This is a genomic window from Arcicella rosea (genome assembly GCF_040543805.1).
Taxonomy (GTDB): Bacteria; Bacteroidota; Bacteroidia; order Cytophagales; family Spirosomataceae; genus Arcicella; species Arcicella rosea.
This window is the reverse complement of the sequence record NZ_JBEUMS010000009.1, coordinates 118,326-143,448: the sequence shown is the minus strand read 5'-3', so window position 1 is coordinate 143,448 and position 25,123 is coordinate 118,326. Positions and strand designations below refer to the sequence as shown.

Here is a 25,123-nt window from a genome sequence, read left to right as displayed (position 1 = left end):
AAAAGAATTCTTAATTATTGACGAGTTGAAAACTCGTTTTACGAACGAATGTTAATCTTTTGTTAATGTAATACTTTTAAAAGTAAAGCCACGTTTCTCTGTCAAATCAAATTAAACAATCAAATGAAAAAATTAGCGAAAATGTTAATGCTTGTTATCCCATTCGGATTAGGAGCTTTTGCAAGTACTGCTCAACAAGTAATCGTAGAGAAACCTCAACCTAAAAAAATTGAAGTAACAGGAAGTGCCGAACAAGAAGTATTACCCGATGAAATCTATGTTTCTATTACTTTAAGAGAATATTTTAAAGATAATAACAACAAGAATAAAGTTGATATTATGGTTTTGGAAAAGCAACTTCAAAAAGCTGTTGAAGAAGCTGGCATTGCCAAAGAAAATTTCAGCGTAGGCGATATCAACGGTTATCGTGAATGGTTTGGCAAGAAAAAACCAACGACTTTTTTAGAAAGTAAAAGCTACATCGTGAAAGTAGCCAATTTGTATAAAATTGATGGAATCATTGCACGTGTAGATGATAAAGGTGTTGCTTCCACAAATATCAGTCGCTTCGAATATTCTAAAATAGAAGCGTTGAGAAAAGAAGTAAAAATTAAAGCTTTGCAAGCAGCCAAAGAAAAAGCGAAGTACTTATTAGAAGGAATTGGCGAACAATTGGGCGAAGCATTAGAAATCTACGAAATCGACAATGGTTATTCTCCAGCACCGATGTATTCAAACATGATGATGAAATCGGCAAGAGCGGAGTCAGCCGATGTGATGCCTGAAAGTACTATCGACGTTCAGAAGATAAAAGTGAGATATGAAGTGAAGGCAGTTTTTAGGATTAAGTAGGGTTAGGTTAGAGACTTTAAGACTTTAGGACTTAAAAAGATTAAGAAATAAAATTTCGTTTTTCTTTTAATAAGAGATTCCCATATCCTAAAGTCATCTAGTCTTCAAGTCCTTAAATCTCAATAAAACAATTTCCTCCAATTAATAGCACGACTCTGCGGAATCGTGCTATTTTTGTTTATAAACTCATTTCTTCAGCAAACATGAAAATATCCTTACTTAGATTAACTGTCCTTTTACTTTTTAGTGTCCAGACTTTTGCACAACAAGGTATTTATTTGCTCAAACCTGCACGAATATTTGATGGAGAAAATATCCATGAAAACTGGCAAGTGTTGGTTCAAAAAGATAGAATTATTGCCGTTGGCGAAAATCTAAAGATTCCTCAAAATACAGAAATTACCAATTTGCCCAATGCAACGTTATTACCCGGATTGATTGAAGGACATTCACATTTATTACTTCATCCTTACAACGAAACCACGTGGGACGACCAAGTTTTGAAAGAATCTAGGGCAGAACGCATCGTTAGAGCCACTGTTCACGCCAAAAATACTTTGATGGCAGGTTTTACAACCGTCAGAGATTTAGGAAGTGAAGGAGCTGATTATGATGATATAGGGTTGAAACAATCTATCGAAAAAGGTATTATTCCCGGTCCAAGAATGTTAGTAGCTGGTCGTGCTTTGGTAGTTACTGGTAGCTATGGACCAAAAGGCTTTCAGTCGGACGTGACGGTTGTTCAAGGTGCGGAGGAAGCCGATGGCATAGATAATTTATCAAAAGCAGTAAGAACACAAATCGGGAAAGGCGCTGATGTAATAAAAGTATATGCTGATTATCGTTGGGGACTTTTTAAAGATGCACAACCAACTTTTTTAGAATCGGAGTTAAAATTGGTTGTTGATATTGCTAAAAGTTCTGGTCGTGATGTAGTTGCTCATGCTTCAACAGCAGAAGGAATGCGCAGAGCAATTATGGCTGGCGTAAAAACGATTGAACATGGCGATGGTGCAACCGCAGAGATTTTTAAATTGATGAAAGAGAAAGATGTATGTTTCTGCCCGACTTTAGCCGCTGGCGATGCTACTTCTCAATATAAAGGTTGGAAAAAAGGACAAGAACCAGAGCCAGAGCGCATTCAACTAAAACGCAAAAGTTTCAAAGAAGCATTAGCCACTGGCGTGAAAATTTGCATGGGTGGCGATGTGGGCGTCTTTCCACATGGAGAAAATGCTCGTGAAATGGAAATGATGGTAGAATATGGCATGAAACCGATAAATGTTTTACAGTCGAGTACTTCAATAAATGCAGAAGTATTCAAACTAAAAGATTTAGGAAATATCAAAACAGGCTATTTAGCCGATATAATTGCCGTTCAAGGAGAACCTGAAAAGCAAATCTCAAGCCTGAAAAATGTGATATTTGTCATGAAAAATGGTATTATCTACAAAAAATAAATGCTAACCGCTGAAGACAACGATTAACTTATATATTTGTAATAAAGAATAAGCGCATATATTGATTACCGCAAACCAAATTACTATGTTTACTAAAAACGACCTCAATCAAATTCAGGAATTAGGCATTGACTTAGAAACCGTTGAGCAACAAATTCAAGATTTTACAGATGGATTTCCATTTATGCAACTTCAAAAAGCGGCTATTCCTGAAAATGGCGTAACGCAACTTTCTGAAGAAAAACTGGCAGAGTATGTAGCCCTTTATGAAAGTAAAGTAAAAAGCATTACGCCCTTGAAATTTGTTCCTGCTTCTGGTGCAGCCTCAAGAATGTTTAAGTCTTTATTTGCCTTTTTGGAAGAAGGGAAATCAGATAAATCAACGAATCAATTCTTTGAGCGATTATCTGAGTTTGCATTTTATGACGATTTACAAAAAGTTCTCCCTGAAAATGCCGATGAAAAAACCATTGCTGACTATTATTTAACAAGCAAAGGTTTAGAATACGGTACTTTACCAAAAGGACTTTTGAAGTTTCATAAATACGAAAAAGCCAACAGAACCGCTATCGAAGAGCATTTAGTAGAAGGCGCAAATTATGCTAATACAGACGGAATCGTGAAATTACATTTCACCGTTTCTCCAGAGCATTTAAGCCGTTTCAAGGCACTTTTAGATGCAGTATTACCTACTTATGAAGCTGACTACGGTGTAAAATATGACATTACTTTTTCTGAGCAAAGAAAATCGACAGATACCATTGCCGTGAATTTGGACAATACGCCATTCCGTGAAAAAGATGGTTCGTTATTGTTCCGTCCAGCGGGTCATGGTGCTTTGTTGGCTAATTTGAATGATATTGATGCCAATATTGTGTTCATTAAAAATATTGATAATGTAGTGCCAGACCGCATCAAACAAACTACTTATGATTATAAGAAAGCTTTGGCGGGCGTTTTACTTCATTATCAAGATAAGATTTTTGATTATCAACATCAATTAACAGAGTGGGCTTCGCAACCTTTGATTAATGAATTGACAGAATTCTTTGAAAAAGAACTTTGTGTCTTACAAAATTCAACGTTTACAGATTTGCCTCACAACGATAAAGTAGCTTATTTCTTAAAGAAATTGAATCGTCCATTACGAGTTTGTGGCGTAGTAAAAAATACTGGAGAGCCAGGTGGTGGTCCTTTCTGGTGTAAAAATGCTGATAGAACTACTTCATTACAAATTGTAGAATCTGCTCAGGTTGATTTAGACGATGAAGAGCAAAAAGCTATTTTCAATAACTCAACACACTTCAATCCAGTTGATTTGATTTGTTCTTTGAAAAATAACAAAGGCGAAAAATTCGACTTATTGAAATTCCGTGACCCAAAAACAGGTTTTGTTACTCAAAAATCTAAAGATGGTAAAGACTTGAAAGCACAAGAATTACCAGGACTTTGGAACGGTGCAATGTCTGATTGGAACACTATTTTTGTAGAAGTTCCTTTAATTACTTTCAATCCTGTAAAAACAGTGAACGATTTATTAAGAGACGAACATCAATAGAGTGATGAATGTTGAGTGCAGAGTGAGGAGTAAAGTGAATTGTGAATGAGGAGTTTTGAGTGAGGAATAATTAAAAAAAATACTCCTCACTCAAAACTCCTCACTCAGCACTCAAAACTATTCCATCGGTACTTCCATTAATAATAATTCAACACCATTTTCAGTTTTGAAATTTACTTCCGAAGTACCTTCTAATCCCAAACCATCACGTAATTCTAACGTTTCGTCACTTGTATATACGCTACCGTTTACTACAAAAATGTACAAACCGTTTCCTTCACGATTGATTTTGTAAGTAAACTCTTTCCCCGCTTCAAACTTGCCCATACTGAAATACGCATCTTGATGAATACCCAAAGTATTTGGAATATTAGCTTCAATTGGCGTAACCAATAATTGAAAATTGTTATGTTGAGCTTCCAAATCAAATTTCATTTGGTCGTAACGAGGTGTTACATTTCCTTTATTCGGAAACAACCAAATTTGAAATAATTTTAAGGTCTCGTCTTTTTGATGGTTAAACTCTGAATGGTAAACGCCCGTTCCAGCCGACATTACTTGTACTTCGCCTTTGGTGATAATACCGTGATTGCCTTGGTTATCTTTATGTTCAACCACGCCTTCTGTTGGAATCGTAATGATTTCCATATTATCGTGCGGGTGCATTCCGAAACCTTTTCCGCCAGCAATTTGGTCATCATTCAATACTCTTAGCACGCCAAAATGTACTCTTTTAGGGTCATGATAACCCGAAAATGAAAATGTTAAGCGAGTTTTCAACCAACCGTGGTCAGCCTGTCCACGGGTACCAGCTTTATGTAAAGTTTTTTTGAAGGCTGTTCCGAATATCGTTTCCATTGTTTTATTATTTAACAATTAGTTTTGAGCTGTGAGCTTTCAGCCATGAGATTGTATTTTTAACTTTTAAGATTAGTCAACTTTACAAAAGTTGACTAATCTATCTCAAATCTACAAACTCCGCACTCAAAACTCCCAACTCAAAATTCAAATTACGCTTGTTTCACCAATTGAATATTGGCAATTAATTTTACTTCTTCACTTACCAAAGCACTTCCTGCTTCTGTGATTGCGTTCCAAGCTAAACCAAAATCTTTACGATTTATTTTTCCTTTTAATTCAAAACCAGCTTTTACATTTCCCCAAGGGTCAGTAGCTGTTCCGTTATATTCTACGTCAAGTGTTACTGGTAAAGTAACATCTTTGATTGTTAAATTGCCCACTAATTCAAAATCGTCACCATCTTTTGTGAAAGAAGTAGATTTGAAAGATAATGTTGGAAATGTTTCCGCATCAAAGAAATCCGCACTTTTCAAATGTCCATCACGTTGTTCGCTATTTGTGTTAATTGAAGCAGTATTTGCTTCAAATGAAATTGACGCACCATCAAAATCATCCCCAGCTTCTACCGAACCACTGAATTCCTTGAAGTTTCCTGTTACTGTAGTAATTACTAAATGTTTTACTTTAAATTGAATTTCTGAATGTGAAGCGTCGATTGCCCAAGTTGCAGTTGCCATTGTTATGTTTAGTTTATTTATTATTAAAATATAAATGTATATACATTTAATGTAATAACATTAAAATACAAAATAGGTTCAATTGAATTAAAAAAAATTGAAAAAATAAAATACCACCAATTCACACATCCGAACTTAGAGCTGTACGAATGATTTAATTTGTTCAAAATATTTCATTAGTTTAATTTTTTGTAGCGGCAAACCCTTGCAGTTGCCGCACTCAAAACGGCAACCGCAAGGGTTTGCCACTACGTCAACTTAGTTTTAATCCTTCGTAAATACTAATCCTAAATCCCAAATCTCAAATCCGCCATTTATCACTCTTACTTATATTGGATTACATTCCGTAATTTTACTTGATTAACTCACCAACACAAATGATGAATCAACAAATCTTTGTTTTGAAATTTACGTTGAAGTGGTTTCTAATAGCAGTCATTGTCGGTTTGGCAATTGGTTCTGCTTCGGCTTTCTTTTTAGTTTCACTTGATTGGACAACTCATTTTCGTGAAAATCATCCTTGGTTGATTTGGTTTTTGCCATTGGGCGGTTTGGCGGTTGGTGCTATTTATCATTACTTCGGGCAAGACGTAGCAAAAGGAAATAATCAATTGATTGAAGAAATTCAGTATCCTGAAAAAACAATTCCTTTTAAAATGATGCCGCTGATTTTATTGACTACTTTACTCACGCATTTGGTTGGAGGTTCGGCAGGAAGAGAAGGAACGGCTGTACAAATGGGCGGTGCAATCGTTGATTTTTTTACAAAACCTTTAAAATTCAATGATTTAGACCGAAAGATATTGTTGATGATGGGCATAAGTGCTGGCTTTGCTTCGGTTTTTGGTACTCCTTTGGCAGGAACAATTTTTGCTTTAGAGGTCGCTTTTATCGGTAAAGTACGTTATGAAGCCATTCTGCCAAGTCTTTTTTCGGCATTATTTGCCGATTATACTTGTCAGAAACTTTGGCATGTTGGTCATACACATTATACCATTCCAGAAGTACCACATTTGGCTATTCCTGCTATTTCATGGGCGATATTAGCGGGAATTTTATTTGGTTTAGTCGGAATGCTTTTTGCCAAAAGCACACATTTTTGGAGTAATTTATTCAAAAGTAAAATTACTTATCCACCTTTGCGACCAGTAATCGGTGGCGTACTTTTAGCCATTTTGTTTTTTGCGGTGGGTACTTCGAAATATAATGGTTTGGGTATTCCTGTGATTGTTGAATCGTTTAGCGAAAAACTACCTTTTTATGATTTTTTAGCAAAAATATTTTTTACATCGCTTACTTTAGGTTCAGGATTTAAAGGTGGCGAAGTAACGCCCTTGTTTTATATCGGAGCAACGATGGGAAATGCTTTGACGAATTTTATTCCGCTTCCGATAGCTCTTTTGGCAGGAATGGGCTTTGTGGGCGTTTTTGCAGGAGCTTCCAACACACCCATTGCTTGTACTTTGATGGGAATTGAGTTATTTGGAGCAGAATCTGCTATTTATTTAGCATTGGCTTGCGTGATGGCTTACTCTTTTTCAGGTCATTCAGGGATTTACTCAGCCCAGAAAATTGGTGTGGAAAAACATAAAATACCCGACGAAGAGTTTTTATAAACCTTTCAACCTGAAGCCGATGAAAAAGATTATATTAATTATATTGATGTTTATGATGAATGCCATATCAGAAAATTACGCTCAAGATTTAGGAAAAACACTTCACGAAAATCACGATATTTTCCGTGAATCAACGGTTACAAAACGTAGATTCGGACACCAAACTTTGGTAGATAGAATTGAACAAATGAAGAAAAATCCTTTGTTTGAAGTGTCAAAAGCTACGCAGTCGAGTGAAGGAAGAGATATTTTCTTGATAAAATGTGGAACAGGAAAAACCAAAGTACTCCTTTGGTCGCAAATGCACGGCGATGAAGCTACGGCAACAATGGCTTTGATGGACATTTTTAATTTCTTGGAAAATAAGACAAGTACCGTCAACGAAGACCAAACACTGACGCAATTGCGAATAGATTTGTTGAAAGAATGCACTTTTTATTTTGTTCCGATGTTGAATCCTGACGGGGCAGAAGCGTGGACACGCTACACGGCTTTGGGAGTTGATATGAATCGTGATGCTTTGGCAACACAAACGCCAGAAGGAAGTTTATTGAAAAAATTAGTGTTGGATTTAAAACCAGATTTTTCATTCAATCTTCACGACAAAGGCAGACGTTATTCGGCTGGCAAAACGGGCAATTTAGCTACGATTTCTTTTTTGGCAACGGCTTATAACGAAGCCCAAGAAGTAAACGAAACTCGAAAAAAAGCGATGTTGATTATCGTCGGAATGAATCATGCTTTACAGCCTTTTATTCCGAATGCCGTTGGCAAATGGCCTTCCGATTTTGAACCACGAGCTTTTGGCGATAATATTCAAAAATGGGGTTCTACCTTGATTTTGATAGAATCGGGTGGTTTCAAAGGCGACCCAGAAAAACAGTACATCCGAAAACTGAATTTTGTTTCGATACTTACAGGTTTGAAAATGATTTCGGATAAATCGTATGAAAAAGAAAATATCAACGAGTACGATACAATTCCTGTAAATGATAAAGTGATTTTTGATTTAATTATCAGAAATGCCACTATCAAAAAAGGAAGTAGCACTTACCAAGCCGATATTGCCATTAATAGAAACGAAAGACCAGTAAAAGGCAGAGACTATTTTACGCAAAGTTCTGTAATTGAGGAAATTGGAGACATGTCGGTGTTTTTTGGTACAGACGAAATTGATGCCACAGGCTTAACATTTAGTGCAGAAAAAGAAATTGGATTGGGACAAAAAGCTGATTTTGAATTAATAAAAGACAGAAAAGTAATTTATAAAATTAATAACGGAGTAAAATTGTAACTTGATTCTGAGAATCAAGAAAAATGTATGGAGAATCCAGTAATGATTTTAGGTGCAGGCGGTTTAGGAGCTGTCGCCCTTGATATTTTCAAAACAAATAATGTTGTGGTCTATGCTTTTTTAGACGATAACAAAGAATTGCACAATACAGAAATCGACGATGTAATCGTGATGGGAAGTACTGACGACGATGATTATACCAAATTAATCGGAAAAAGATGTGAAGTATTTATCGCAATTGATGAATTAAAAGTTCGTCAGAATTTGGTAGAAATGTTGCATAACGATAAAAAAGTACAACCTGTAAATGCTATCCACGAGCAAACTGCCATTGCCGTAACAGCCACTATCGGTCATGGAAATTTGATTTCAGCAGGAACAATCATCAACGCTCGTGCAGAAATTGGAAACCATAATTTACTCCACAGTCGTGTGATTGTCGATTATGATGCCAAAGTAGGAGATTTCGTACAAATCGGAGCAGGAAGTATCATCGGAGCTGGCGTTTCGATTGACGATAACGTTTTTATCGGTTCAGGCGTAACAATTGTTGGAGGCGTGAAAATCGGAAAAGGAGCAAGAATTGGAGCAGGTTCAGTAGTAGTTGAAAGCGTAAAAGCTCGTGAAACAGTTTTCGGAAACCCAGCGAAGAAAGTATAATTCAACGTATTAAAAAATTCTCTATTTAGGAAAAGTCCATTTCCTAAATAGAGAATTTTTCATTATAATCTTAACGTATCATGATGGACTAAAAAATCTTGATATGCCAAAGCAATTCCTTGCTCTAGTGCTATTGTGTGCTTCCAACCTTTAGCATGAAGTTTTGAAACATCCATTAATTTTCTTGGCGTACCATCTGGCTTAGAAGTATCCCAAATTAATTCTCCTGTAAAACCAACTACTTTTTTTACGGTTTCTGCCAATTCCTTAATCGTTACATCTGTTCCAGTTCCAACATTAATAAACTCTTCTTCACTGTAATTTTCCATCAAGAAAACACAAGCTTCTGCTAAATCGTCAGCATGCAAAAATTCTCTCATTGGCGAACCCGTTCCCCAAAGCGTTACAGAAGTATTTCCAGCTAATTTAGCCTCATGAAATTTACGAATCATCGCAGGCATTACGTGCGATTTTTGTAAATCATAATTATCATTCGGGCCATAAAGATTCGTTGGCATTACCGAAATAAAATCACAGCAGTATTGTCTTCTGTAGGACTCACACATTTTAATTCCTGCAATTTTGGCAATGGCATAAGGTTCATTGGTTTCTTCCAACAAGCCTGTCAACAAATATTCTTCTTTCAAAGGTTGCGGAGCTAATTTTGGATAAATACACGAAGAACCCAAAAACATCAACTTTTTCACTTTGTTTACAAAGGAACTATGAATTACATTGTTTTGAATCGACAAATTTTCAAACAAAAAATCGGCTCTGTAAGTATTATTGGCGATAATCCCTCCTACTTTTGCAGCAGCCAAGAATACATATTCAGGCTTTTCATTCTCAAAAAAATCGGCAACAGCTTGCTGATTACGAAGGTCAAGTTCTTTAGAGGTTTTCAATACAAAATTGGTAAAACCTTTTTCTTGTAGTTTTCTATGAATTGCTGAGCCTACCATTCCTCTGTGGCCAGCGATGTAAATTTTAGCGTCTTTTTCCAAGATATATATCGTATAATTTGCTCTGTTCTTGTGATAGAACGAAATTCCTTATCTTTACTTATAAAAATAAATTATTCGTATTTTCGTTCACAAAGGTAACCATTTCAAGTTTATAACAGGAAAATCTGACATGGCAAACCTGTTGATTTTCGATTCTTTTGATTCCATAATATCTTTTCGTCTATAAAAATGAAGTCTATCGTTTTCTTTTTAATACTTATATTTTCGTTCGTTTCCCAATGCTCATTTGCACAAAATGATGAATTCAAGACGAATGCCAAACCGAAAACCGATACTTCTGCTAAGAAAAAAGGTGGAATTCTAGGTGGCTTAATCCAGTCTGATTTATTAGACAATGTAAAAAATGCTAAGAAAACTATCAAAGACAATCAAGATGAATTTAAGAGGTTAAGTAGCGATGCTAGTGATTTAACGGCTGATTTAGGCTTAAAAATCAATAAATCGAAAAAGAAAAGTAAAGTAAAAAAACAGCCTAAAGATTCTTACGAAGACATAAAATTTGAGTTACGCATTGGCGAATATGGTTCTGGAACAAGGCTAACCGTTGAAGAAATTCATGTACTGAGAAATCCTGATGAAGCCGAACCAAGTATTTATGCTAAAGAAATTTGGTGGTACGACCCAAAACTTAGAAGAGTAACCAACGTGCCTAGAAAAGATAAAAATTACGGAGAAGTTTGTCACGGTCCTTATAAAAAATATGTGAACGACGAGTTAGTAGAAGAAGGTTTTTTTTATGTTGGTGTAAAAGATGGACGTTGGGAAACTTACAATCAAGAGTATATTTTGCTAACAAAAGAAAAGTACAAAAAAGGTTTTTTTGCTGATTCAAAAATTAGCTATTACGACAAAGCTGAAACCAAAATCAAAGAAGTAGTTCCTGTAAAATACAATAAAGTAACGGGGGAATATCGCTCATTTTATGAAGGTGGACAGCTAAAAGAAGAAGGAAAATTTGATGATAGCGTAAAAATAGGTCGTTGGCGAGAGTATCATCAATTTGGAGCAATGGGACGCTTAAAAAAGGAAACGCTTTATCCAAAAGACAAATTTGATACTTCTGAAACTGTCGTTCTGCAAGAGCGAGACAACAAAGGGAAAATCATTTACGAAGCACCCAAAGCAAAAAAGAAAAGTGAGGATGAAGAGGAGAATTAGGACAATAAAAAAGCGGTTGGTTCCAATGAAGCAACCGCTTTTTTATTTATTCAAAATCTATCGTTTATGAATATCCGAACCGCCCGAAGAGCTTGATTTTACTACTCTTGCATTACCTTTGTGATATACATCGCTACCGCCAGTGGCTGTAATACTAATTTCTTTTTCAGCCCAAACATAGGCATCAGAACCACCAGTTGACGAAACACTACAGAAACTCGTTCTTAAATCTGAAGCTTTCAAATCACTTCCTCCCGTTGATGAAGCTTTAAAAACAGTAGCCGTTCCAACCAAAGTAACATCCGAACCGCCTGTTGTTTGGCAAGTAAGTTCGTCGGCATCTAGTTCTAATTTAACATCCGAACCTCCTGTAGCACTTACGTTTAGTTTAATTAAATCTAATTTATTTTCTGAATAAACATCTGAACCTCCTGTAGCAGAAATACCAGTTAAGTCTTTTATGGTAACATACACTTTTACAGGTTTTGAATTCCAATTGAACCAACCCCATTTAGAGTTTTCAACATAGATACTCAAGCCTCCATCTTTTACTTCTGTAACGATGTCATTGATTTTATCTTTGTCCGCATTCACGATAACTGATTGTACATTTCCTTGTTTGATATACAAATCGATTCCACTTGTTACACGAATGGTTTTAAAACCAGCAACCGAACGGTTTTCTTTAGTAAGTTGAGCAAAAGTAGTTACTACCGAAAAAAGCGTAATAAATACTATTGAAAGAGATTTAGCGATGTTTTTCATGATACCTATTGTCTAATTGTGATAATTATCTGATTGTGAATGAGCGAGTTAGTGATTGAATGAATGACGGCTTTGAAATCAATTTAAAAATCACCGAAATCCGACATCAAAAATCCGAAATTCTACAACTCTGTCATTAGATGCAAAGGAGCAATTAAAGGTTGCATTAGCTTGGAAAAGAAATTTTGCCCATCGCTACCGAAGGAATTCCTTTTCTTGTTCCAAAATCTGATCCTCCACCAGCAACGGTTTCGTTAGCTAAAATGGCAAAGAGTACTGCTTCCTTGGCATCGCCAGAAATACCTAAATCGTCTGTTTTAAAGAAATTAGAAGGAATTAATTCTTTCAACCATTGAACCAACAATGGATTGTGCATTCCTCCACCAGAAAGATAAATATTGAAATCTGCTAACGATTGCGAGCCTACCGCCCAATGAATGGCTTCTGAAATGGTTTCTGCACTGAATCGGGTAAGAGTCGCCAATAAATCATTCACAGAAATACTTTCTGTTTTACTGATTTCCTGTGCTCTTTTGACATATTCAATACTGAATAATTCTGGTCCAGTTGTTTTTGGGAAAGGAGCAAAAAAGAAATTATCTGCTTTTAGTACTTCTAACAATCTTGCATTGACAATCCCTTGTTTGGCAATGGCTGCATCTTTATCATAAGCCAAATCTGGAAAATAAACTCTTGTGAAAGCATCAATCAGCGTATTTCCAGTTCCTGTATCCGTCACAAATACTTCTTCAGGATTCATACTTGCAGGTAAAAAAGTGAAATTGGCAATACCACCCATATTGAGCATAATGCGGTTTTCTCCCTTTTTTCCGAAAATAAAGTAATCTCCATAAACGGCTAAAGGTGCACCTTCGCCACCAGCAGCAATATGTTTTTGCCTGAAATCAGAAAGCGTAATAATACCCGTTTTTACAGCGATGTGGTCGCCGTCGCCAATTTGTAAAGTGGCATTAGGAAACATTTCTTGCTGATGCAAAATTTTAGGAGCGTGCATCACAGTTTGCCCATGAGAAGCGACCAAATCTACTTCGTCAGTAGCAATTTCCCACTTTTTTAGACAATCCAAAATCATTTCAGCATGTAGTAAACCAATCCATTCATTCAGTAAAGCTAAGTGTTGAAAATCAATCGTTTTTTTGGCAAATACTTTTCTGATTTCCGTTTTGATGGCTTCGGAATAATCAACGGTTTGGAAATTCAATAGTTTAACAACGGTGTCTTCTCCACTTCCTGAAATTTCACAAAGGGCTACATCCAGTCCATCCATTGAAGTACCAGACATCAAACCAATAATTTTTCGAGAAGTTTTTCCAGCTAGTTGATAAAGTTTTTCTACGTTTTTATTCATGTTTTTGTCTAATTGATGAGTATCCGTTCAGTGTTTTCACATATTATTAATCACTTAAATTTGATTAAATATCATACTTCCCTAAACGTCTATACAAAGCGGTGCGGGTTAAACCTAATTCACGAGCGGCTTTGGTGATGTTCCCGTCATGTCTTTCGATGGCTTTCAGAATCGTTGATTTTTCCATTTCATCAATCCGTAAAGTATTAGGCTCATTACTCATGGCAATAGGATTTTCGATGGAAGAACTTAAGTCCAAATCACGAGCCGTTAATATTTGTTCATCCGACATAATTACGGCTCTTTCTATGGCATGTTGCAATTCACGAATATTACCTGGAAAAGCATATTTACGCAATTTATCTTTGGCTTTATCGTCAATTTCACGAAGATTTTTGTGGTATTGCTGTGCGTAAGTCTTTGTAAAATACTCCGCCAGTAAAACGACATCATCTCCACGACTACGAAGTGGAGGCAGAGTAATTTCGATGGTATTTAGTCGATAAATTAAATCTTTGCGATACTGATTTTGTGCCGACATTTCTTTGATTGGTGCATTTGTCGCAGAAATTAAACGAATATCAATTGCTACTGGTGCATTTGTTCCCAAACGAGTTACTTCTCTATTCTGCAAAACAGTCAATAATTTTGCTTGTTGTGGCAAAGAAATATTGCCGATTTCATCCAAAAATAAAGTGCCTTTATTGGCTGATTCAAAACGACCAGCACGGTCTTCACGAGCATCGGTAAATGCGCCTTTTTTATGTCCGAACAATTCAGATTCAAATAAACTTTCCGTTAAGGAACCTAAGTCTGCATGGACAAAGGGTTTTCCAGCTCTCATTGATTTTTGATGAATCAATTTTGCTACTTCCCCTTTTCCTGTTCCGTTTTCTCCTAAAATCAAAATATTGGCATCGGTCGGAGCAATCTTTTCGATTTTATAGAAAATATCTTGCATGGCTTCGCTTTTACCAAGTAAAGAATTGATAATGGTCGGAGCTACACTTTTTTTATTTTTACTTGAGATGGGATTTTCTAAAGCAGATTTTTCAAGAGCTTCTTCAATAGTGACTAATAATTTTTCATTTCGCCAAGGTTTCAATACAAAATCTGTTGCTCCTTCTTTCACCGAACGGACTGCCAAATCAATATCTCCATAAGCGGTAATCATAATTACGGCTACAGATTTATTGATTTCTCTGATTTTTCTCAACCAAAAAATACCTTCATTTCCTGTATTCAATGAACTTTTGTAGTTCATATCCAGCAAAATCAAATCGAATTGAGTTTGAGCCAATAATGATTGAATGCGTTCAGGATTTTTTTCGGTAACGATTTCTTTTACTTCAGGACGAAGTAACATTTTCACAGCAACCAGTACGTCTGGGTCATCATCGATAGCAAGTATTTTGGCGTTTTTTAGAGACATGTTAGAGATTTAAGCTATGAGTGTTGAGATGTAAGCCTTTTTTAAACAGAATTGAGCATCGTTTATAAACTTATTCAACATTAAAAAGTTCAAAAACTGAAAGCTCAAAGCTCATGACTGAAAGCTGACAGCTTTTTCAAAGATACAATTTTACCAACAAAGGTTGCATGAGATTTTATCTCAAAGTTTTTAAATACAAAAAGCCTGCTGTTGATAATACACAAAAACTTCCCATTACGTACCATAAAGTAGTAAAACCAAAGTGTTCTGCCAATTGTGAGCCAATAGTCGGCGATGAAATTTGAGCGAAAGAATAACACATGGTGTACATCGCAATGTATTGTCCACGGTTAGATTCATCCGAACGTTCTATCGAAAAACTTTGCATAAATGGCATGGCAAACATTTCTCCTACAGTATTCAAAATGATAGAAATCCAGAGTATTCCTACAAAGAAATAGGTATTAAAAACCCAAAAAGATAAAGCAGTCAAGGCTGTTCCAATCGCAATCAGGTTTGTTTTCAAGAATTTCCCATCTAATTGATGTACCAAAATCATTTCTATAAAAGCAATCATCAAGCCATTACAAACCATCAATAAACCAATTTGCGATTCGGGTAAATGATACACCGTTCGGAAATACAGCGGTTCTAAACTGAATAATTGAAAAAATGAAATGGCGTATAGCGTAACACAAACGATAAAAAACCAATATACTTTATCTAGATAAGGCGAAAGCACCAATGGTTTTGCTAACTGTATTTCAGATTGATTATTACTTTTTTGAATAGGTACTTTTAGCAAAACTCTTAACAAAATAGCAGCTACGATACAAGTAATTCCATCTGCCCAAAAGAGTAAATCGTAATTGATTTCAGCAAGAATTCCGCCCATTCCGCCACCTATCGACCAACCTAAATTAATCGCCAAGCGATTCAAAGAAAAAGAACGAGTACGGTTTTCTGCTTCACTATAATGCGCTAAAGCAGCCGCATTGGCTGGACGAAAACTATCTCCAAATAAAGTAAAAATGAATACTCCTGTACAAATGGCATAAAAATTAGTGAGGTGCATTATCATCAATAACATCATTCCTGCGAACAGTAAACTAAAAAATTGGATATAATAAAATCCAATTTTATCCGTCAGTCTTCCTCCTAAAAAAGTACCACATAATGCGCCTGTTCCATACACGCCCATCACAATACCTGCATCCGTTACGCTAAAATGTAGTTTCTGTGTTAAGTAAAGCGACAAAAAGGGCAAAACCATTGTGCCACTTCTGTTGACAAACATTACACCAGAAAGTAACCATACAGATTTGGGTAATCCTAAGTAAGCATTTCTATATAATTGTATGGATTTGGCAAACATTGTTTGTGTTGAAAGCTTTAGAAGCTGAAGCTAAATTATTGGTGAATAAATTTATGTTCTTTGCAAGTATTCCTGTTTTAAGCGATAAAAAAAGTGTTGTTTGACAAAAAACAGTGAGAAATTATTTTTTTGTCAAACAAAAATATTAACTTATGTTCAGAATTAATAGAAAATTGCCTTTAAACGCATTTCACCTTAGACAAGCCCAAAAAACGATGAAAAAAAAGCCTCTCTTGCTAACAGCAGAATCCGTTGAAGTCTTAGTAACTAATATCGTCGAAGAATTATTGAAAGGACAAAACACTTACAAATCAGAAACAGACGCACTGAAACGAAAGATTAAAATTGGTATGCTTAGAACACTTACCTATCAAAAATTAATCAGAAAACAGCAACTCATTAACACTAGTCAACAGAACAACTAATCCATTTTAACTTTACCGCCATAAAGTTTCAATGTGTAAGTTAGTTCAGATTTTTCCTTTCAAAAAGTTAGCCGTATAATTCCCTTCTATCTTCGTCATTTGTTCGGGTGTTCCCTCAAAAGTAACAAAACCTCCTTTTTCTCCTCCTTCTGGTCCCAAGTCGATGATATAATCTGATGACTTTATCACTTCCATATTGTGTTCAATGATAATGACAGAATCGCCCTGTTCTACCAAAGCGTTGATGGCTTTCAATAATTTTTTGATGTCATGAAAATGTAAACCGGTAGTTGGCTCATCAAAAATGAAAAGCGTTTTGCCTTTGTTCGGATTGCCTTTTCCTAAGAAACTTGCCAATTTTACTCTTTGGGCTTCTCCGCCCGAAAGTGAATTGGAAGATTGTCCCAATTTTACATAACCCAAACCTACTTCTTGGAGTGGCAATAATTTATCGGCTAATCTTGGTTGGTCTTTTTGGAAAAGTTCAATCGCTTCATCGACGGTCATGTCCAATAAATCTGCAATGTCTTTCTCATTGAATTTTACGTCTAAAATTTCTTGTTTAAAACGTTTTCCTCCGCAAGACTCACACTTCAATTTTACATCCGCCATAAATTGCATTTCAATCGTCACAAAACCTTCTCCTTGACAAGTTTCGCAACGTCCACCTTCTACGTTGAACGAAAAATGAGCAGGTTTATAACCTCTGGCTTTAGCAATTGGTTGTTCAGAATAGAGTAATCGAATTTGGTCATAAGCCTTGATGTATGTAACAGGATTTGAACGAGACGATTTTCCAATCGGATTTTGATCAACCATTTCTACGGCTTCAATCTTGCCAATACTTCCACTGATTTCGGCATATTTACCTGCTTCATCGGTATAAGTTCCCAAATGACGCCCCAAAGCTGGATATAAAATTTTACGAATTAACGTAGATTTTCCAGAACCACTTACGCCTGTTACAGCCGTCAAAATTCCCAAAGGAAACTTAACACTAACGTCCTTTAAATTATTTTCGTAAGCACCTTTTACTTCAATAAAACTGGTTGATTTTCTACGGAATTTGGGTACTTCTATGGTATCGTGTCCTGTTAAAAAATTAATCGTGTGCGAAAACCCAGCTTCTGGTTTTGCTTTCGCTTCAATATCATTAATAGTTTCCCAGTTTCCTTGAAAAACCAATTTTCCACCATTACTCCCAGCATCTGGACCAATATCAATAATTTGGTCAGCTGCACGCATTACTTCTTCTTCGTGTTCCACCACGATTACCGTATTGCCCATGTCTCGCAAAGACTCCAAGACTGAAACTAATCTCTGCGTATCTCTCGGATGCAAACCGATAGACGGTTCATCTAAAATATACATTGACCCCACCAAGGCACTTCCCAAAGAAGTAGCCAATTTGATGCGTTGAAATTCACCTCCCGAAAGTGTTGAAGACAAACGATTGAGTGTTAAATAGCCCAAACCAACTTTCTCCATGTACTCCAAACGAGTTTCTATTTCTACTAAAATTCTTTTAGAAACGCCATATTGATAATCAGGCAAATCTAAATTTTTGAAGAAATCACTAACATCACTCAAAGGCATAAGTACCAAATCAATGATTGATTTTCCTTCGATTTTTACATAACCTGCATCTTTTCGCAAACGTGAACCTTTGCAATCTGGGCAAGTAGTTCGCCCACGATAGCGTGAAAGCATTACTCTGTACTGGATTTTGTGGGTTTCTTTTTCCAGCATCGCAAAGAAATCATCCAGACCTTGAAAATATTCATTTCCCGTCCAGAGTAGTTCCTTTTGCTCGTCGGTTAAATCTTTGTAAGGTCGATGAATTGGGAAATCGAATTTTGCACCATTTTTCAATAATGGAATCAGCCATTCGCTCATTTTATCGGTTCTCCACGGAGCAATCGCTCCTTCATAAATCGAAACACCTTTATCGGGAATGATTAAATCAGGGTCGAGTCCGAGAATTCTACCAAAACCTTCACAACGTTTACAAGCACCATAAGGATTGTTAAAGCTGAGTAAATTCAAAGAAGGTTCTTCAAAAACAATTCCATCGGCTTCAAAACGGTCGGAGAATACTTTCGTTTCATCACCTACAATTTCGACAAAGCAAGTACCATTTCCTTCAAAAAAAGCCGTTTGAATAGAATCTGAAAGACGAAATTGCGTTTCCTCCTCAGGTTGTCCGTCGGCTTCTTTTTTTATCACCACACGGTCGATGAGGATTTTATAATTATTACTGAATAAATCTATCGCAGGCAAATTTTTAAGTGCTGCTTTATCGTCCAAAAGTTCTTCTAAAAATTTGGTTTCACCATCAACCACAATACGAGTATAGCCCTTTTGAAGTAGAATTTTCATTTCTTCTGAAAGCTTGCGTCCTTCTTTCAAATACAATGGCGACAACACCATTACTCTTTGTCCTTCGTCTTTTGTAAACAAATAATTCACGACGTCTGTAACGGTGTCTTTCCGTACTTCTTTTCCAGAAATAGGCGAAAACGTTGTTCCAATTCTAGCAAAAAGTAATTTGAGATAATCGTAAATTTCGGTAGTTGTTCCCACGGTAGAACGTGGATTTTTACTCGACACTTTTTGTTCGATAGCAATGGCTGGCGAAATCCCTTTGATGTAATCGACATCAGGTTTTTCCATTCGCCCTAAGAATTGACGAGTATAAGAACTTAAACTTTCAACGTACATTCGTTGCCCCTCGGCAAAAAGTGTATCAAAAGCCAAGGACGATTTTCCCGAACCCGACAAACCCGTAATCACGACCAGTTTGTTGCGAGGAATGGCAACATCAATATTTTTTAGATTGTTTACTCTTGCCCCTTTGATGATGATAAAACGTTTAGGGTCAAGGTCTTCAAATGCAGTATGATTCTGGTTGATGATTTCGGTATTGTTCATGAAACAAAGATAAGAAATTCTGAACTGTGAAAATTGGCTTTTCAACAATCAAATAATGATAAAAGAGGCAAGAAAATAAACCTATTTACTTGGAGACAAGTTTTCTAAAAAGATTGTTTCGTGCTTTACAAGAAAATAGATAATCTTTGCGTTAAATTAGCAGATTCTATCAACGTTTCTAAGAAAAAATAAAATATAACCATGCAAAAATTACTTTTTATCATTCTAATCTCTATTACTGCTTATACTACTTCTTATTCACAAGCTCCTGTTGTTATTAAACAAGATAGTTCTGTTCGAGATTTAGACGAAGAACAAGATGTTAGAGATTTACCTTTTAGCCAAAGAATACGTTTTGGTGGCGGACTTGGCGGGTTGCAATTCGGAAACCCAACAGTAATTGGTATTTCGCCGATGGTTGGTTATCAAGCTACTAATGATTTTATCGTTGGTGTTGCGGTTGACTATCAATATTACAAACAAAGAAACTTTGCTTCGCTAAATCAATACGGGCCAAGAGTTTTCGGACAGTATCGTTTACATTTTTTAGATGATATTGCCTCTAATATGTTTGCTCAAGCAGAATTGCAAAAGTATTATTACAAACAAGCTGGCAATTCTTATGAGTATCCTGTTCAAACTTTAGCTGGAATTGGCGTTGGTTTTGGCGGTTTTCAGATTACAGCCTTATACAATTTTACTTACAAAGAGTATAATTCTCCTTACGGCAGTCCGTTGGTATTACGTGTTGGTGGATTTTTCTTCTAAAGAATACTTTATTACAATCACATAAGGCGGGTTTTCAATCCGCCTATTTTTTTGAAAAATGGAAAAAAAGAAATCAATTTTCGATAAACTAAGACCTCTTTTATTATCCCTTATCGTCGGGATTCTATCTGTGTTTTTCTTTGCAGAAATTATCTTAATAGCCTTTTTAATTTATGTTTGGTATTCAGCACCTGCCAATACAAGTGCTAATTATCTTGAAGAAGGAATTATTATCACAATCATTTTAACGATTTTAACGTATTTCATGAAAATGAAATTTGACAAATTGGTTAGTTCGGAGAAAAAGAAAAATTTACTCTAACAAAGCCAAAACATCGTCTTTGGTTAAAGATTTCACAAAGCTTTCTTCGGTTGTAATTAATTCATTGGCAAGGCGTTGTTTGCTTTGTTGTAATGCCAAAATCTTTTCTTCAACGGTATTTTTTGTGATGAATTTATAGGTAAATACTGTATTTACTTGCCCAATTCTATGCGCTCTGTCGATGGCCTGTGCCTCAATTGCAGGGTTCCACCAAGGGTCTAAAATAAAGACATAATCGGCAGCGGTAAGATTAAGTCCCAAACCTCCAGCTTTTAACGAAATCAAGAAAATCTGTATGTTTTCATTTTGTTGGAATTTTTCTACTTGTGCTTGTCGGTCGTGGGTACTTCCATCCAAATAAGCATAAGGACGAGCTTCTTTATCGAGGCGTTCTCTGAAAAGGTCAAGATGTTTTACAAATTGACTAAAAATCAACACTTTATGTCCTTTTCCTAAAATAGATTCTAGTTTATCCATTACGTCTTCCAACTTCCCAGAATCTCCTTCATACTCAGTATCAACCATTCTTGGATGATTCGCCAATTGTCTCAGTTTGGTTAAACCTTGTAACACAATCATTTGCGACATCGCCATTCCTTGCTCGTCGATATGTGCTAAAATCAAGTTTCTGAAATAAGATTTCGCTTCTTCGTATTCACGTTCTTGTTGTTCCGACATTTGTGCATAATGAATACTCTCTATCTTCGGAGGCAATTCTGTCGCTACTTGCGATTTATGTCTTCGCAACATAAAAGGTTTGATAATTGAATACAAACGATGGATTTTCGTATCATCTCCTTTTTTTTCAATCGGAACTTGAAATTCATTTCTAAAAAAATGCTGAGAACCCAACAATCCCGGATTAATGAAAGTCATTTGCGACCATAAATCCATCGTGCTATTTTCAAGTGGCGTTCCAGTAAGTACCAAGCGATTCTTTGAATTCAATTGCATTACCGCTTTGGTGATATAAGAAGAAGGATTTTTTATCGCTTGCGATTCATCCAAAATCACATAGTTGAAACGGTAGTTTTTCAGTAAATCAATATCAATCCTGATAATGCCGTAGGTTGTCAGTACAACATCATAATTATCAAATACTTCAATGTTTTTATCCCGATAAGTACCTGTATAAGTTAATATTTTTAGTTCAGGCGTGAACTTATGGGCTTCCATTTCCCAATTATAAATCAAGGAAGTAGGCAAAATCAATAAACTTGGTTGCGCTATTTTTTGCTCTTTTTGCGATTGCAATAAGGTTAAAGTTTGCACGGTCTTTCCTAAACCCATATCATCTGCCAAGCAACCTCCAAAATGGTAATCGTTCAAAAAGCGCATCCAATCGTAGCCCGCTTTTTGGTATGGACGCAAACTTCCTTTGAAACCTTTCGGCAAATCATAAGCATGGATTTCATCGAAATCTCTTAATTTCTCTAACTTCCTGCTGAGTACTGCCGTCGCCAACGATTCACTTTGTAAATCTTGCACCAATGAAAGATGATGCTTTTTCAGAATAAAGCCGTCTCTTTCTGTGTGATGTTCTACAAAAGCAAATAGTTCGGAATATTGTGTAAACCAAACTTCGGGAATTACTGCAATTTCACCGTTGGGTAAGGTAAATTCTTTCTTTTTCTGTAAAATCAAATTACGAAGTTTCAGAAAAGGAATTTCAAAATCTCCAAAATGGACAATGGCATTGATATCGAACCAATCGTTGCCTTCTGTAATATTTACTTCTATGTTCGAATAACCCAAGAAATACTTTTTGCCATCGTCTTCTACACTTTGTTCTATGGCAAAACCAGCTTCGGTTAAGGCATGATAATTCTTCTGAATCCAAGCAAAAGCTTCACTTTTTGGTAAAATCATTTTACCGTTTTTAAGCTCTAAACCCAAAGTATCAAGCATTGCCAAAGTAGATTTTTCGAAAGTTAAATCTCTTCGTACTTTATGGAAAACGTAGTCATCACCCTTTTTTTCCATGCTTACATTTACTTCAGTTGAAAAACTATCAAACTTAAAAGCATATTCTCCATACTGAAAAGCCAAGCTTATTGATAATTCTATGTCTTCATCTTTCTGAAAATCAGCTTCATCATTATCGCTTAGTACAGCTTGAAGGCTTTTATTTTCGGCAAGATTCAAAATTGGAATACCTGAGTATGCTTCTGAACGAATTTCAAAACCTTTTGCATAAACATCAAACATAGTGATGATTGATGAAACAAATTTTCGATAATAATCTTCTTCTAACGTTTTAGGAATAACGATAAATCGTTTTTGTAAGAAAGGACGTAATTTCTTGCCATCTACTTCTTTCGCAAAATGGTAAAGTTTGTTTTCGATGATAATCCAAGCGGGTTCATCGCAAACAATAAAGGCATTTTTATATTGAAAATCCACTTTAGAACCCGCATATTTAATCGTAGGGAAATAATGTGTATTGTCGGTATTTCTCATGAAATGAAAAAGTACGGTTGCTTTTTCGGGTAATACTTCTACTTGTTGCCAAATCGGATTACCATCACTGCCCATGATGAACAGTTTTTTTCCAAGCAACAAAGGCAACATTTCTGCTTTTACTTTTTCTACATAAACAGCAATCATTTCTTGCAAAGCTTTTTCTCCCTTTTGTGGGTCATATACTTTCAAGAAAAAATCGACGACAGAGCGTTTTTTTGAGCCTACAAATTTTTTATAAATATTTTCTGATTGAAGAGAATTTATCAGTTTTACGAGTTGTAAATCAATTTTATCTAAACCGTGTGCAAACTCGTTGATGTTTTTTATTGAAACATTTTGGTTCAATAAAGTTAGTTCTTCTTTATCGTCGAGCTGAACAATAAAAGCTTCAAAGAGGTATCCGAGGTACTCGTGGCTGAGTATCGAATAAATGATTTGAAATGGTTGAGAAGTAGAAACTTTCATGATATGTTAAATAGATTCAATGTTTTGAAATACAGTAGAGGTAATGAATTTTCAACGATAAAAGTTGCTGGACAGAGCGAGAAGTACATTTATTTGTATAATTATGAATTTTAAATATAGACAAATATGATGAGACTTCCCAAATAATTCATCACAAATTTGGAGGAATAGGCATTAAAAAATAAAAGCCCAGACTTGCGCCTGAGCTTTATATTGTAGTAAATCTATGAAAGATTTTATCATGAGTGAATCATTACTTTTTCTTTCTTCTCGCTTTTTTCGCTTCCGTTAATAGTTTTTTGGCTTCTTCTCTTTGCGAAGATTTACGTTCCGAATCTTCAATTACTTGTTTGAAGTATTCAATTGCCTTATCATAATCTTGTTCTTGCGAAGCGAGTTTTCCTAAAGCTATCATTGATGACCAATAATAACCTGAATTGGTAGAACCTGTTTGTTTGGCAAAATCTATCGTTTTTTGATAATAAGCTCTTGCTTCTTGGGCATCTCTATCATAATTCATGGCATAATAACCCAAAATATAAGCAGCATATCTACCACTTACGCCTTCGTAACCAGGATAATGTTCTTCGATTTTTTGAAGAATACTTTTGGCAATCGTTTTGGCTTCCGTTACTCTACCCGCTACAAAAGCACTTCTTGCATAAAATCTTTGAAAGAACGGATTGTCGGGATAAGTTTCATAAGTGTATTTCGACAAATTCAAGGCTTTTTCATTCATGTTTTCCATGCCATAAATTTGTAATAAAAAGTAACGGGCTTCTGTACGTGTGTAAAAAGCATTATAGCTCACTTTTTCTAACTGACTGATTCCTTTTGGTTTATCACCTTTTGGAAACAACCAAAGTACTGGACGAAGCATGGCATAATTTTCTTTTACATAATGAAAATAGTAATTATACAATCCGTCGCCAAACATTAATTCTGGACTAAAATCAGAGAAACTTCTTGAACGGTCGAGATACTTCAGCGCATTTTTTGCAGCAAAAGTAGCTTTCGTCCAATGTTTTCTTTCAGAATGTAAACGTCCTTTAAAAGCATAAGCTGCTGCCATAAAGAAAGCCGCTTCTGGGTTTTCAGAATCATCCCAAATTTTTTCTGCTTTTTCAATACTCTTATCCATGTAATCAATACAACGTTCGTCGTAAATTACATTTTCGGTATTAGGTACGATTTTCCACCATTCCATCAAACCCAATAAAAAATCAGGCAGTGGATGTTCTGGATATTTTACTTTCAAATAATTGAATTCACGCTCGGCTTCGTAAAACTTAAAATTATACATGTGATTGATTGCCTGCGTAGCTTCAATCTGAACTTCAGCCGTTAGCAAAAGCATTCCTTTTGAACGCTCCTGTTCTGCTTTTTCAGTATCTTTCCACCATTGTGCATTGGCGATTTGCTGTTGCGAAAACATCAGAAAGCACAAGAGGAATACTTTTATATAAATCGAGAAATCAAATATTTTTTTCATGGATGATTGTCTTTTCTGGATGTAAATTTAAGGAAATTTTAAGTATTGCTCTAACGAATGATACAACGAAAAGCATTATTAAAAAGTGTTATGTTCATAGATATTCTGTTTTCGGTAAGGCTTAATGCTTTCTAAACAATTTGGCTAGCTCTTTA

20 protein-coding genes are annotated in these 25,123 nt (G+C 35.7%); 10 read left to right on the top strand and 10 right to left on the bottom strand.

The window, feature by feature from the left end:
• Nucleotides 1-123 precede the first annotated feature (123 nt).
• The 3 genes from ABID42_RS13470 (at nt 124) to ABID42_RS13460 (ending at nt 3,870) form a co-directional block, all read left to right on the top strand.
• The gene (locus tag ABID42_RS13470) at nt 124-852 is read left to right on the top strand and encodes an SIMPL domain-containing protein (protein ID WP_367284089.1); all 729 of its coding nucleotides are present in this window, start codon (nt 124-126) and stop codon (nt 850-852) included.
• 203 nt (nt 853-1,055) lie between these two features.
• A complete protein-coding gene (locus ABID42_RS13465) occupies nt 1,056-2,312 on the top strand; it encodes a metal-dependent hydrolase family protein (protein ID WP_367284088.1) in 1,257 nt (418 codons plus the stop codon).
• An 85-nt stretch (nt 2,313-2,397) separates the two neighbouring features.
• Nucleotides 2,398-3,870, top strand: coding sequence for a DUF4301 family protein (locus ABID42_RS13460; RefSeq protein WP_367284087.1), 1,473 nt, complete (start codon nt 2,398-2,400; stop codon nt 3,868-3,870).
• Nucleotides 3,871-3,987: 117 nt separating this feature from the next.
• Here the strand turns inward: ABID42_RS13460 and ABID42_RS13455 are convergent, their stop codons facing one another.
• Nucleotides 3,988-4,728 carry a pirin family protein gene (locus ABID42_RS13455; protein ID WP_367284086.1) on the bottom strand — a complete coding sequence of 247 codons (741 nt, stop codon included), beginning with the start codon at nt 4,726-4,728 and terminating at the stop codon, nt 3,988-3,990.
• 152 nt (nt 4,729-4,880) lie between these two features.
• Entirely contained in the window at nt 4,881-5,408 is a 528-nt protein-coding gene (locus tag ABID42_RS13450; protein ID WP_367284085.1) for a YceI family protein, read from the bottom strand.
• 377 nt (nt 5,409-5,785) lie between these two features.
• On the opposite strand from ABID42_RS13450, the gene ABID42_RS13445 reads away from it, so the two are divergent.
• From ABID42_RS13445 to ABID42_RS13435, 3 genes are read left to right on the top strand one after another with little or no spacing between them, the layout of a single operon-like run.
• Nucleotides 5,786-7,024: a voltage-gated chloride channel family protein gene (locus ABID42_RS13445; protein WP_367284084.1), complete on the top strand. Its 1,239-nt coding sequence runs from the start codon at nt 5,786-5,788 to the stop codon at nt 7,022-7,024.
• 19 nt (nt 7,025-7,043) lie between these two features.
• Nucleotides 7,044-8,318 carry a M14 family zinc carboxypeptidase gene (locus ABID42_RS13440; protein WP_367284083.1) on the top strand — a complete coding sequence of 425 codons (1,275 nt, stop codon included), beginning with the start codon at nt 7,044-7,046 and terminating at the stop codon, nt 8,316-8,318.
• Between the two features lie 27 nt (nt 8,319-8,345).
• Nucleotides 8,346-8,978: a NeuD/PglB/VioB family sugar acetyltransferase gene (locus ABID42_RS13435; RefSeq protein ID WP_367284082.1), complete on the top strand. Its 633-nt coding sequence runs from the start codon at nt 8,346-8,348 to the stop codon at nt 8,976-8,978.
• Between the two features lie 62 nt (nt 8,979-9,040).
• On the opposite strand, the gene fcl is transcribed toward ABID42_RS13435, so the two are convergent.
• A complete protein-coding gene (fcl, locus tag ABID42_RS13430) occupies nt 9,041-9,982 on the bottom strand; it encodes a GDP-L-fucose synthase (protein ID WP_367284081.1) in 942 nt (313 codons plus the stop codon).
• Nucleotides 9,983-10,171: 189 nt separating this feature from the next.
• Here fcl and ABID42_RS13425 point away from each other — a divergent pair, with 189 nt between their 5' ends.
• Nucleotides 10,172-11,161 carry a toxin-antitoxin system YwqK family antitoxin gene (locus ABID42_RS13425; protein WP_367284080.1) on the top strand — a complete coding sequence of 330 codons (990 nt, stop codon included), beginning with the start codon at nt 10,172-10,174 and terminating at the stop codon, nt 11,159-11,161.
• A gap of 57 nt (nt 11,162-11,218) precedes the next feature.
• On the opposite strand, the gene ABID42_RS13420 is transcribed toward ABID42_RS13425, so the two are convergent.
• The 4 genes from ABID42_RS13420 to ABID42_RS13405 all read right to left on the bottom strand — a co-directional run bounded on the left by ABID42_RS13420 (nt 11,219) and on the right by ABID42_RS13405 (nt 16,102).
• Nucleotides 11,219-11,926 carry a head GIN domain-containing protein gene (locus ABID42_RS13420; RefSeq protein ID WP_367284079.1) on the bottom strand — a complete coding sequence of 236 codons (708 nt, stop codon included), beginning with the start codon at nt 11,924-11,926 and terminating at the stop codon, nt 11,219-11,221.
• A gap of 166 nt (nt 11,927-12,092) precedes the next feature.
• On the bottom strand, nt 12,093-13,295 hold the full coding sequence (locus ABID42_RS13415) for an anhydro-N-acetylmuramic acid kinase (RefSeq protein ID WP_367284078.1): 1,203 nt from the start codon (nt 13,293-13,295) through the stop codon (nt 12,093-12,095).
• Between the two features lie 64 nt (nt 13,296-13,359).
• Nucleotides 13,360-14,727, bottom strand: coding sequence for a sigma-54-dependent transcriptional regulator (locus ABID42_RS13410; protein ID WP_367284077.1), 1,368 nt, complete (start codon nt 14,725-14,727; stop codon nt 13,360-13,362).
• A gap of 175 nt (nt 14,728-14,902) precedes the next feature.
• Complete coding sequence (locus tag ABID42_RS13405; protein ID WP_367284076.1) at nt 14,903-16,102, bottom strand: MFS transporter; 1,200 nt, start codon at nt 16,100-16,102, stop codon at nt 14,903-14,905.
• A 152-nt stretch (nt 16,103-16,254) separates the two neighbouring features.
• On the opposite strand from ABID42_RS13405, the gene ABID42_RS13400 reads away from it, so the two are divergent.
• On the top strand, nt 16,255-16,527 hold the full coding sequence (locus tag ABID42_RS13400) for a hypothetical protein (RefSeq protein WP_367284075.1): 273 nt from the start codon (nt 16,255-16,257) through the stop codon (nt 16,525-16,527).
• A gap of 45 nt (nt 16,528-16,572) precedes the next feature.
• Here ABID42_RS13400 and uvrA read toward each other — a convergent pair whose 3' ends face one another.
• Nucleotides 16,573-19,458, bottom strand: coding sequence for an excinuclease ABC subunit UvrA (gene uvrA, locus ABID42_RS13395; protein WP_367284074.1), 2,886 nt, complete (start codon nt 19,456-19,458; stop codon nt 16,573-16,575).
• Nucleotides 19,459-19,659: 201 nt separating this feature from the next.
• Between uvrA and ABID42_RS13390 the strand changes: the two genes are divergently transcribed.
• Together ABID42_RS13390 and ABID42_RS13385 are read left to right on the top strand one after the other, a co-directional pair.
• A complete protein-coding gene (locus ABID42_RS13390) occupies nt 19,660-20,226 on the top strand; it encodes a hypothetical protein (RefSeq protein WP_323260541.1) in 567 nt (188 codons plus the stop codon).
• A gap of 58 nt (nt 20,227-20,284) precedes the next feature.
• Nucleotides 20,285-20,548, top strand: coding sequence for a hypothetical protein (locus ABID42_RS13385; RefSeq protein WP_323260544.1), 264 nt, complete (start codon nt 20,285-20,287; stop codon nt 20,546-20,548).
• Here ABID42_RS13385 and ABID42_RS13380 read toward each other — a convergent pair.
• The gene (locus tag ABID42_RS13380) at nt 20,540-23,476 is read right to left on the bottom strand and encodes a DEAD/DEAH box helicase (RefSeq protein WP_367284073.1); all 2,937 of its coding nucleotides are present in this window, start codon (nt 23,474-23,476) and stop codon (nt 20,540-20,542) included. The two genes, ABID42_RS13385 and ABID42_RS13380, sit on opposite strands and share 9 nt — an antisense overlap.
• Nucleotides 23,477-23,729: 253 nt before the next feature.
• Nucleotides 23,730-24,968, bottom strand: a complete 1,239-nt coding sequence (locus ABID42_RS13375) for a tetratricopeptide repeat protein (protein ID WP_367284072.1) — start codon at nt 24,966-24,968, stop codon at nt 23,730-23,732.
• Nucleotides 24,969-25,123 lie beyond the last annotated feature (155 nt).

Excerpts from the sequence above, each read along its gene's own strand:
- ABID42_RS13470 (WP_367284089.1), top strand. The coding sequence starts at position 124 with ATGAAAAAATTAGCGAAAATGTTAATGCTTGTTATCCCATTCGGATTA.
- ABID42_RS13465 (WP_367284088.1), top strand. The coding sequence starts at position 1,056 with ATGAAAATATCCTTACTTAGATTAACTGTCCTTTTACTTTTTAGTGTC.
- ABID42_RS13460 (WP_367284087.1), top strand. The coding sequence starts at position 2,398 with ATGTTTACTAAAAACGACCTCAATCAAATTCAGGAATTAGGCATTGAC.
- ABID42_RS13455 (WP_367284086.1), bottom strand. The coding sequence starts at position 4,728 with ATGGAAACGATATTCGGAACAGCCTTCAAAAAAACTTTACATAAAGCT.
- ABID42_RS13450 (WP_367284085.1), bottom strand. The coding sequence starts at position 5,408 with ATGGCAACTGCAACTTGGGCAATCGACGCTTCACATTCAGAAATTCAA.
- ABID42_RS13445 (WP_367284084.1), top strand. The coding sequence starts at position 5,786 with ATGATGAATCAACAAATCTTTGTTTTGAAATTTACGTTGAAGTGGTTT.
- ABID42_RS13440 (WP_367284083.1), top strand. The coding sequence starts at position 7,044 with ATGAAAAAGATTATATTAATTATATTGATGTTTATGATGAATGCCATA.
- ABID42_RS13435 (WP_367284082.1), top strand. The coding sequence starts at position 8,346 with ATGGAGAATCCAGTAATGATTTTAGGTGCAGGCGGTTTAGGAGCTGTC.
- ABID42_RS13425 (WP_367284080.1), top strand. The coding sequence starts at position 10,172 with ATGAAGTCTATCGTTTTCTTTTTAATACTTATATTTTCGTTCGTTTCC.
- ABID42_RS13420 (WP_367284079.1), bottom strand. The coding sequence starts at position 11,926 with ATGAAAAACATCGCTAAATCTCTTTCAATAGTATTTATTACGCTTTTT.
- ABID42_RS13415 (WP_367284078.1), bottom strand. The coding sequence starts at position 13,295 with ATGAATAAAAACGTAGAAAAACTTTATCAACTAGCTGGAAAAACTTCT.
- ABID42_RS13410 (WP_367284077.1), bottom strand. The coding sequence starts at position 14,727 with ATGTCTCTAAAAAACGCCAAAATACTTGCTATCGATGATGACCCAGAC.
- ABID42_RS13405 (WP_367284076.1), bottom strand. The coding sequence starts at position 16,102 with ATGTTTGCCAAATCCATACAATTATATAGAAATGCTTACTTAGGATTA.
- ABID42_RS13400 (WP_367284075.1), top strand. The coding sequence starts at position 16,255 with ATGTTCAGAATTAATAGAAAATTGCCTTTAAACGCATTTCACCTTAGA.
- uvrA (WP_367284074.1), bottom strand. The coding sequence starts at position 19,458 with ATGAACAATACCGAAATCATCAACCAGAATCATACTGCATTTGAAGAC.
- ABID42_RS13390 (WP_323260541.1), top strand. The coding sequence starts at position 19,660 with ATGCAAAAATTACTTTTTATCATTCTAATCTCTATTACTGCTTATACT.
- ABID42_RS13385 (WP_323260544.1), top strand. The coding sequence starts at position 20,285 with ATGGAAAAAAAGAAATCAATTTTCGATAAACTAAGACCTCTTTTATTA.
- ABID42_RS13380 (WP_367284073.1), bottom strand. The coding sequence starts at position 23,476 with ATGAAAGTTTCTACTTCTCAACCATTTCAAATCATTTATTCGATACTC.
- ABID42_RS13375 (WP_367284072.1), bottom strand. The coding sequence starts at position 24,968 with ATGAAAAAAATATTTGATTTCTCGATTTATATAAAAGTATTCCTCTTG.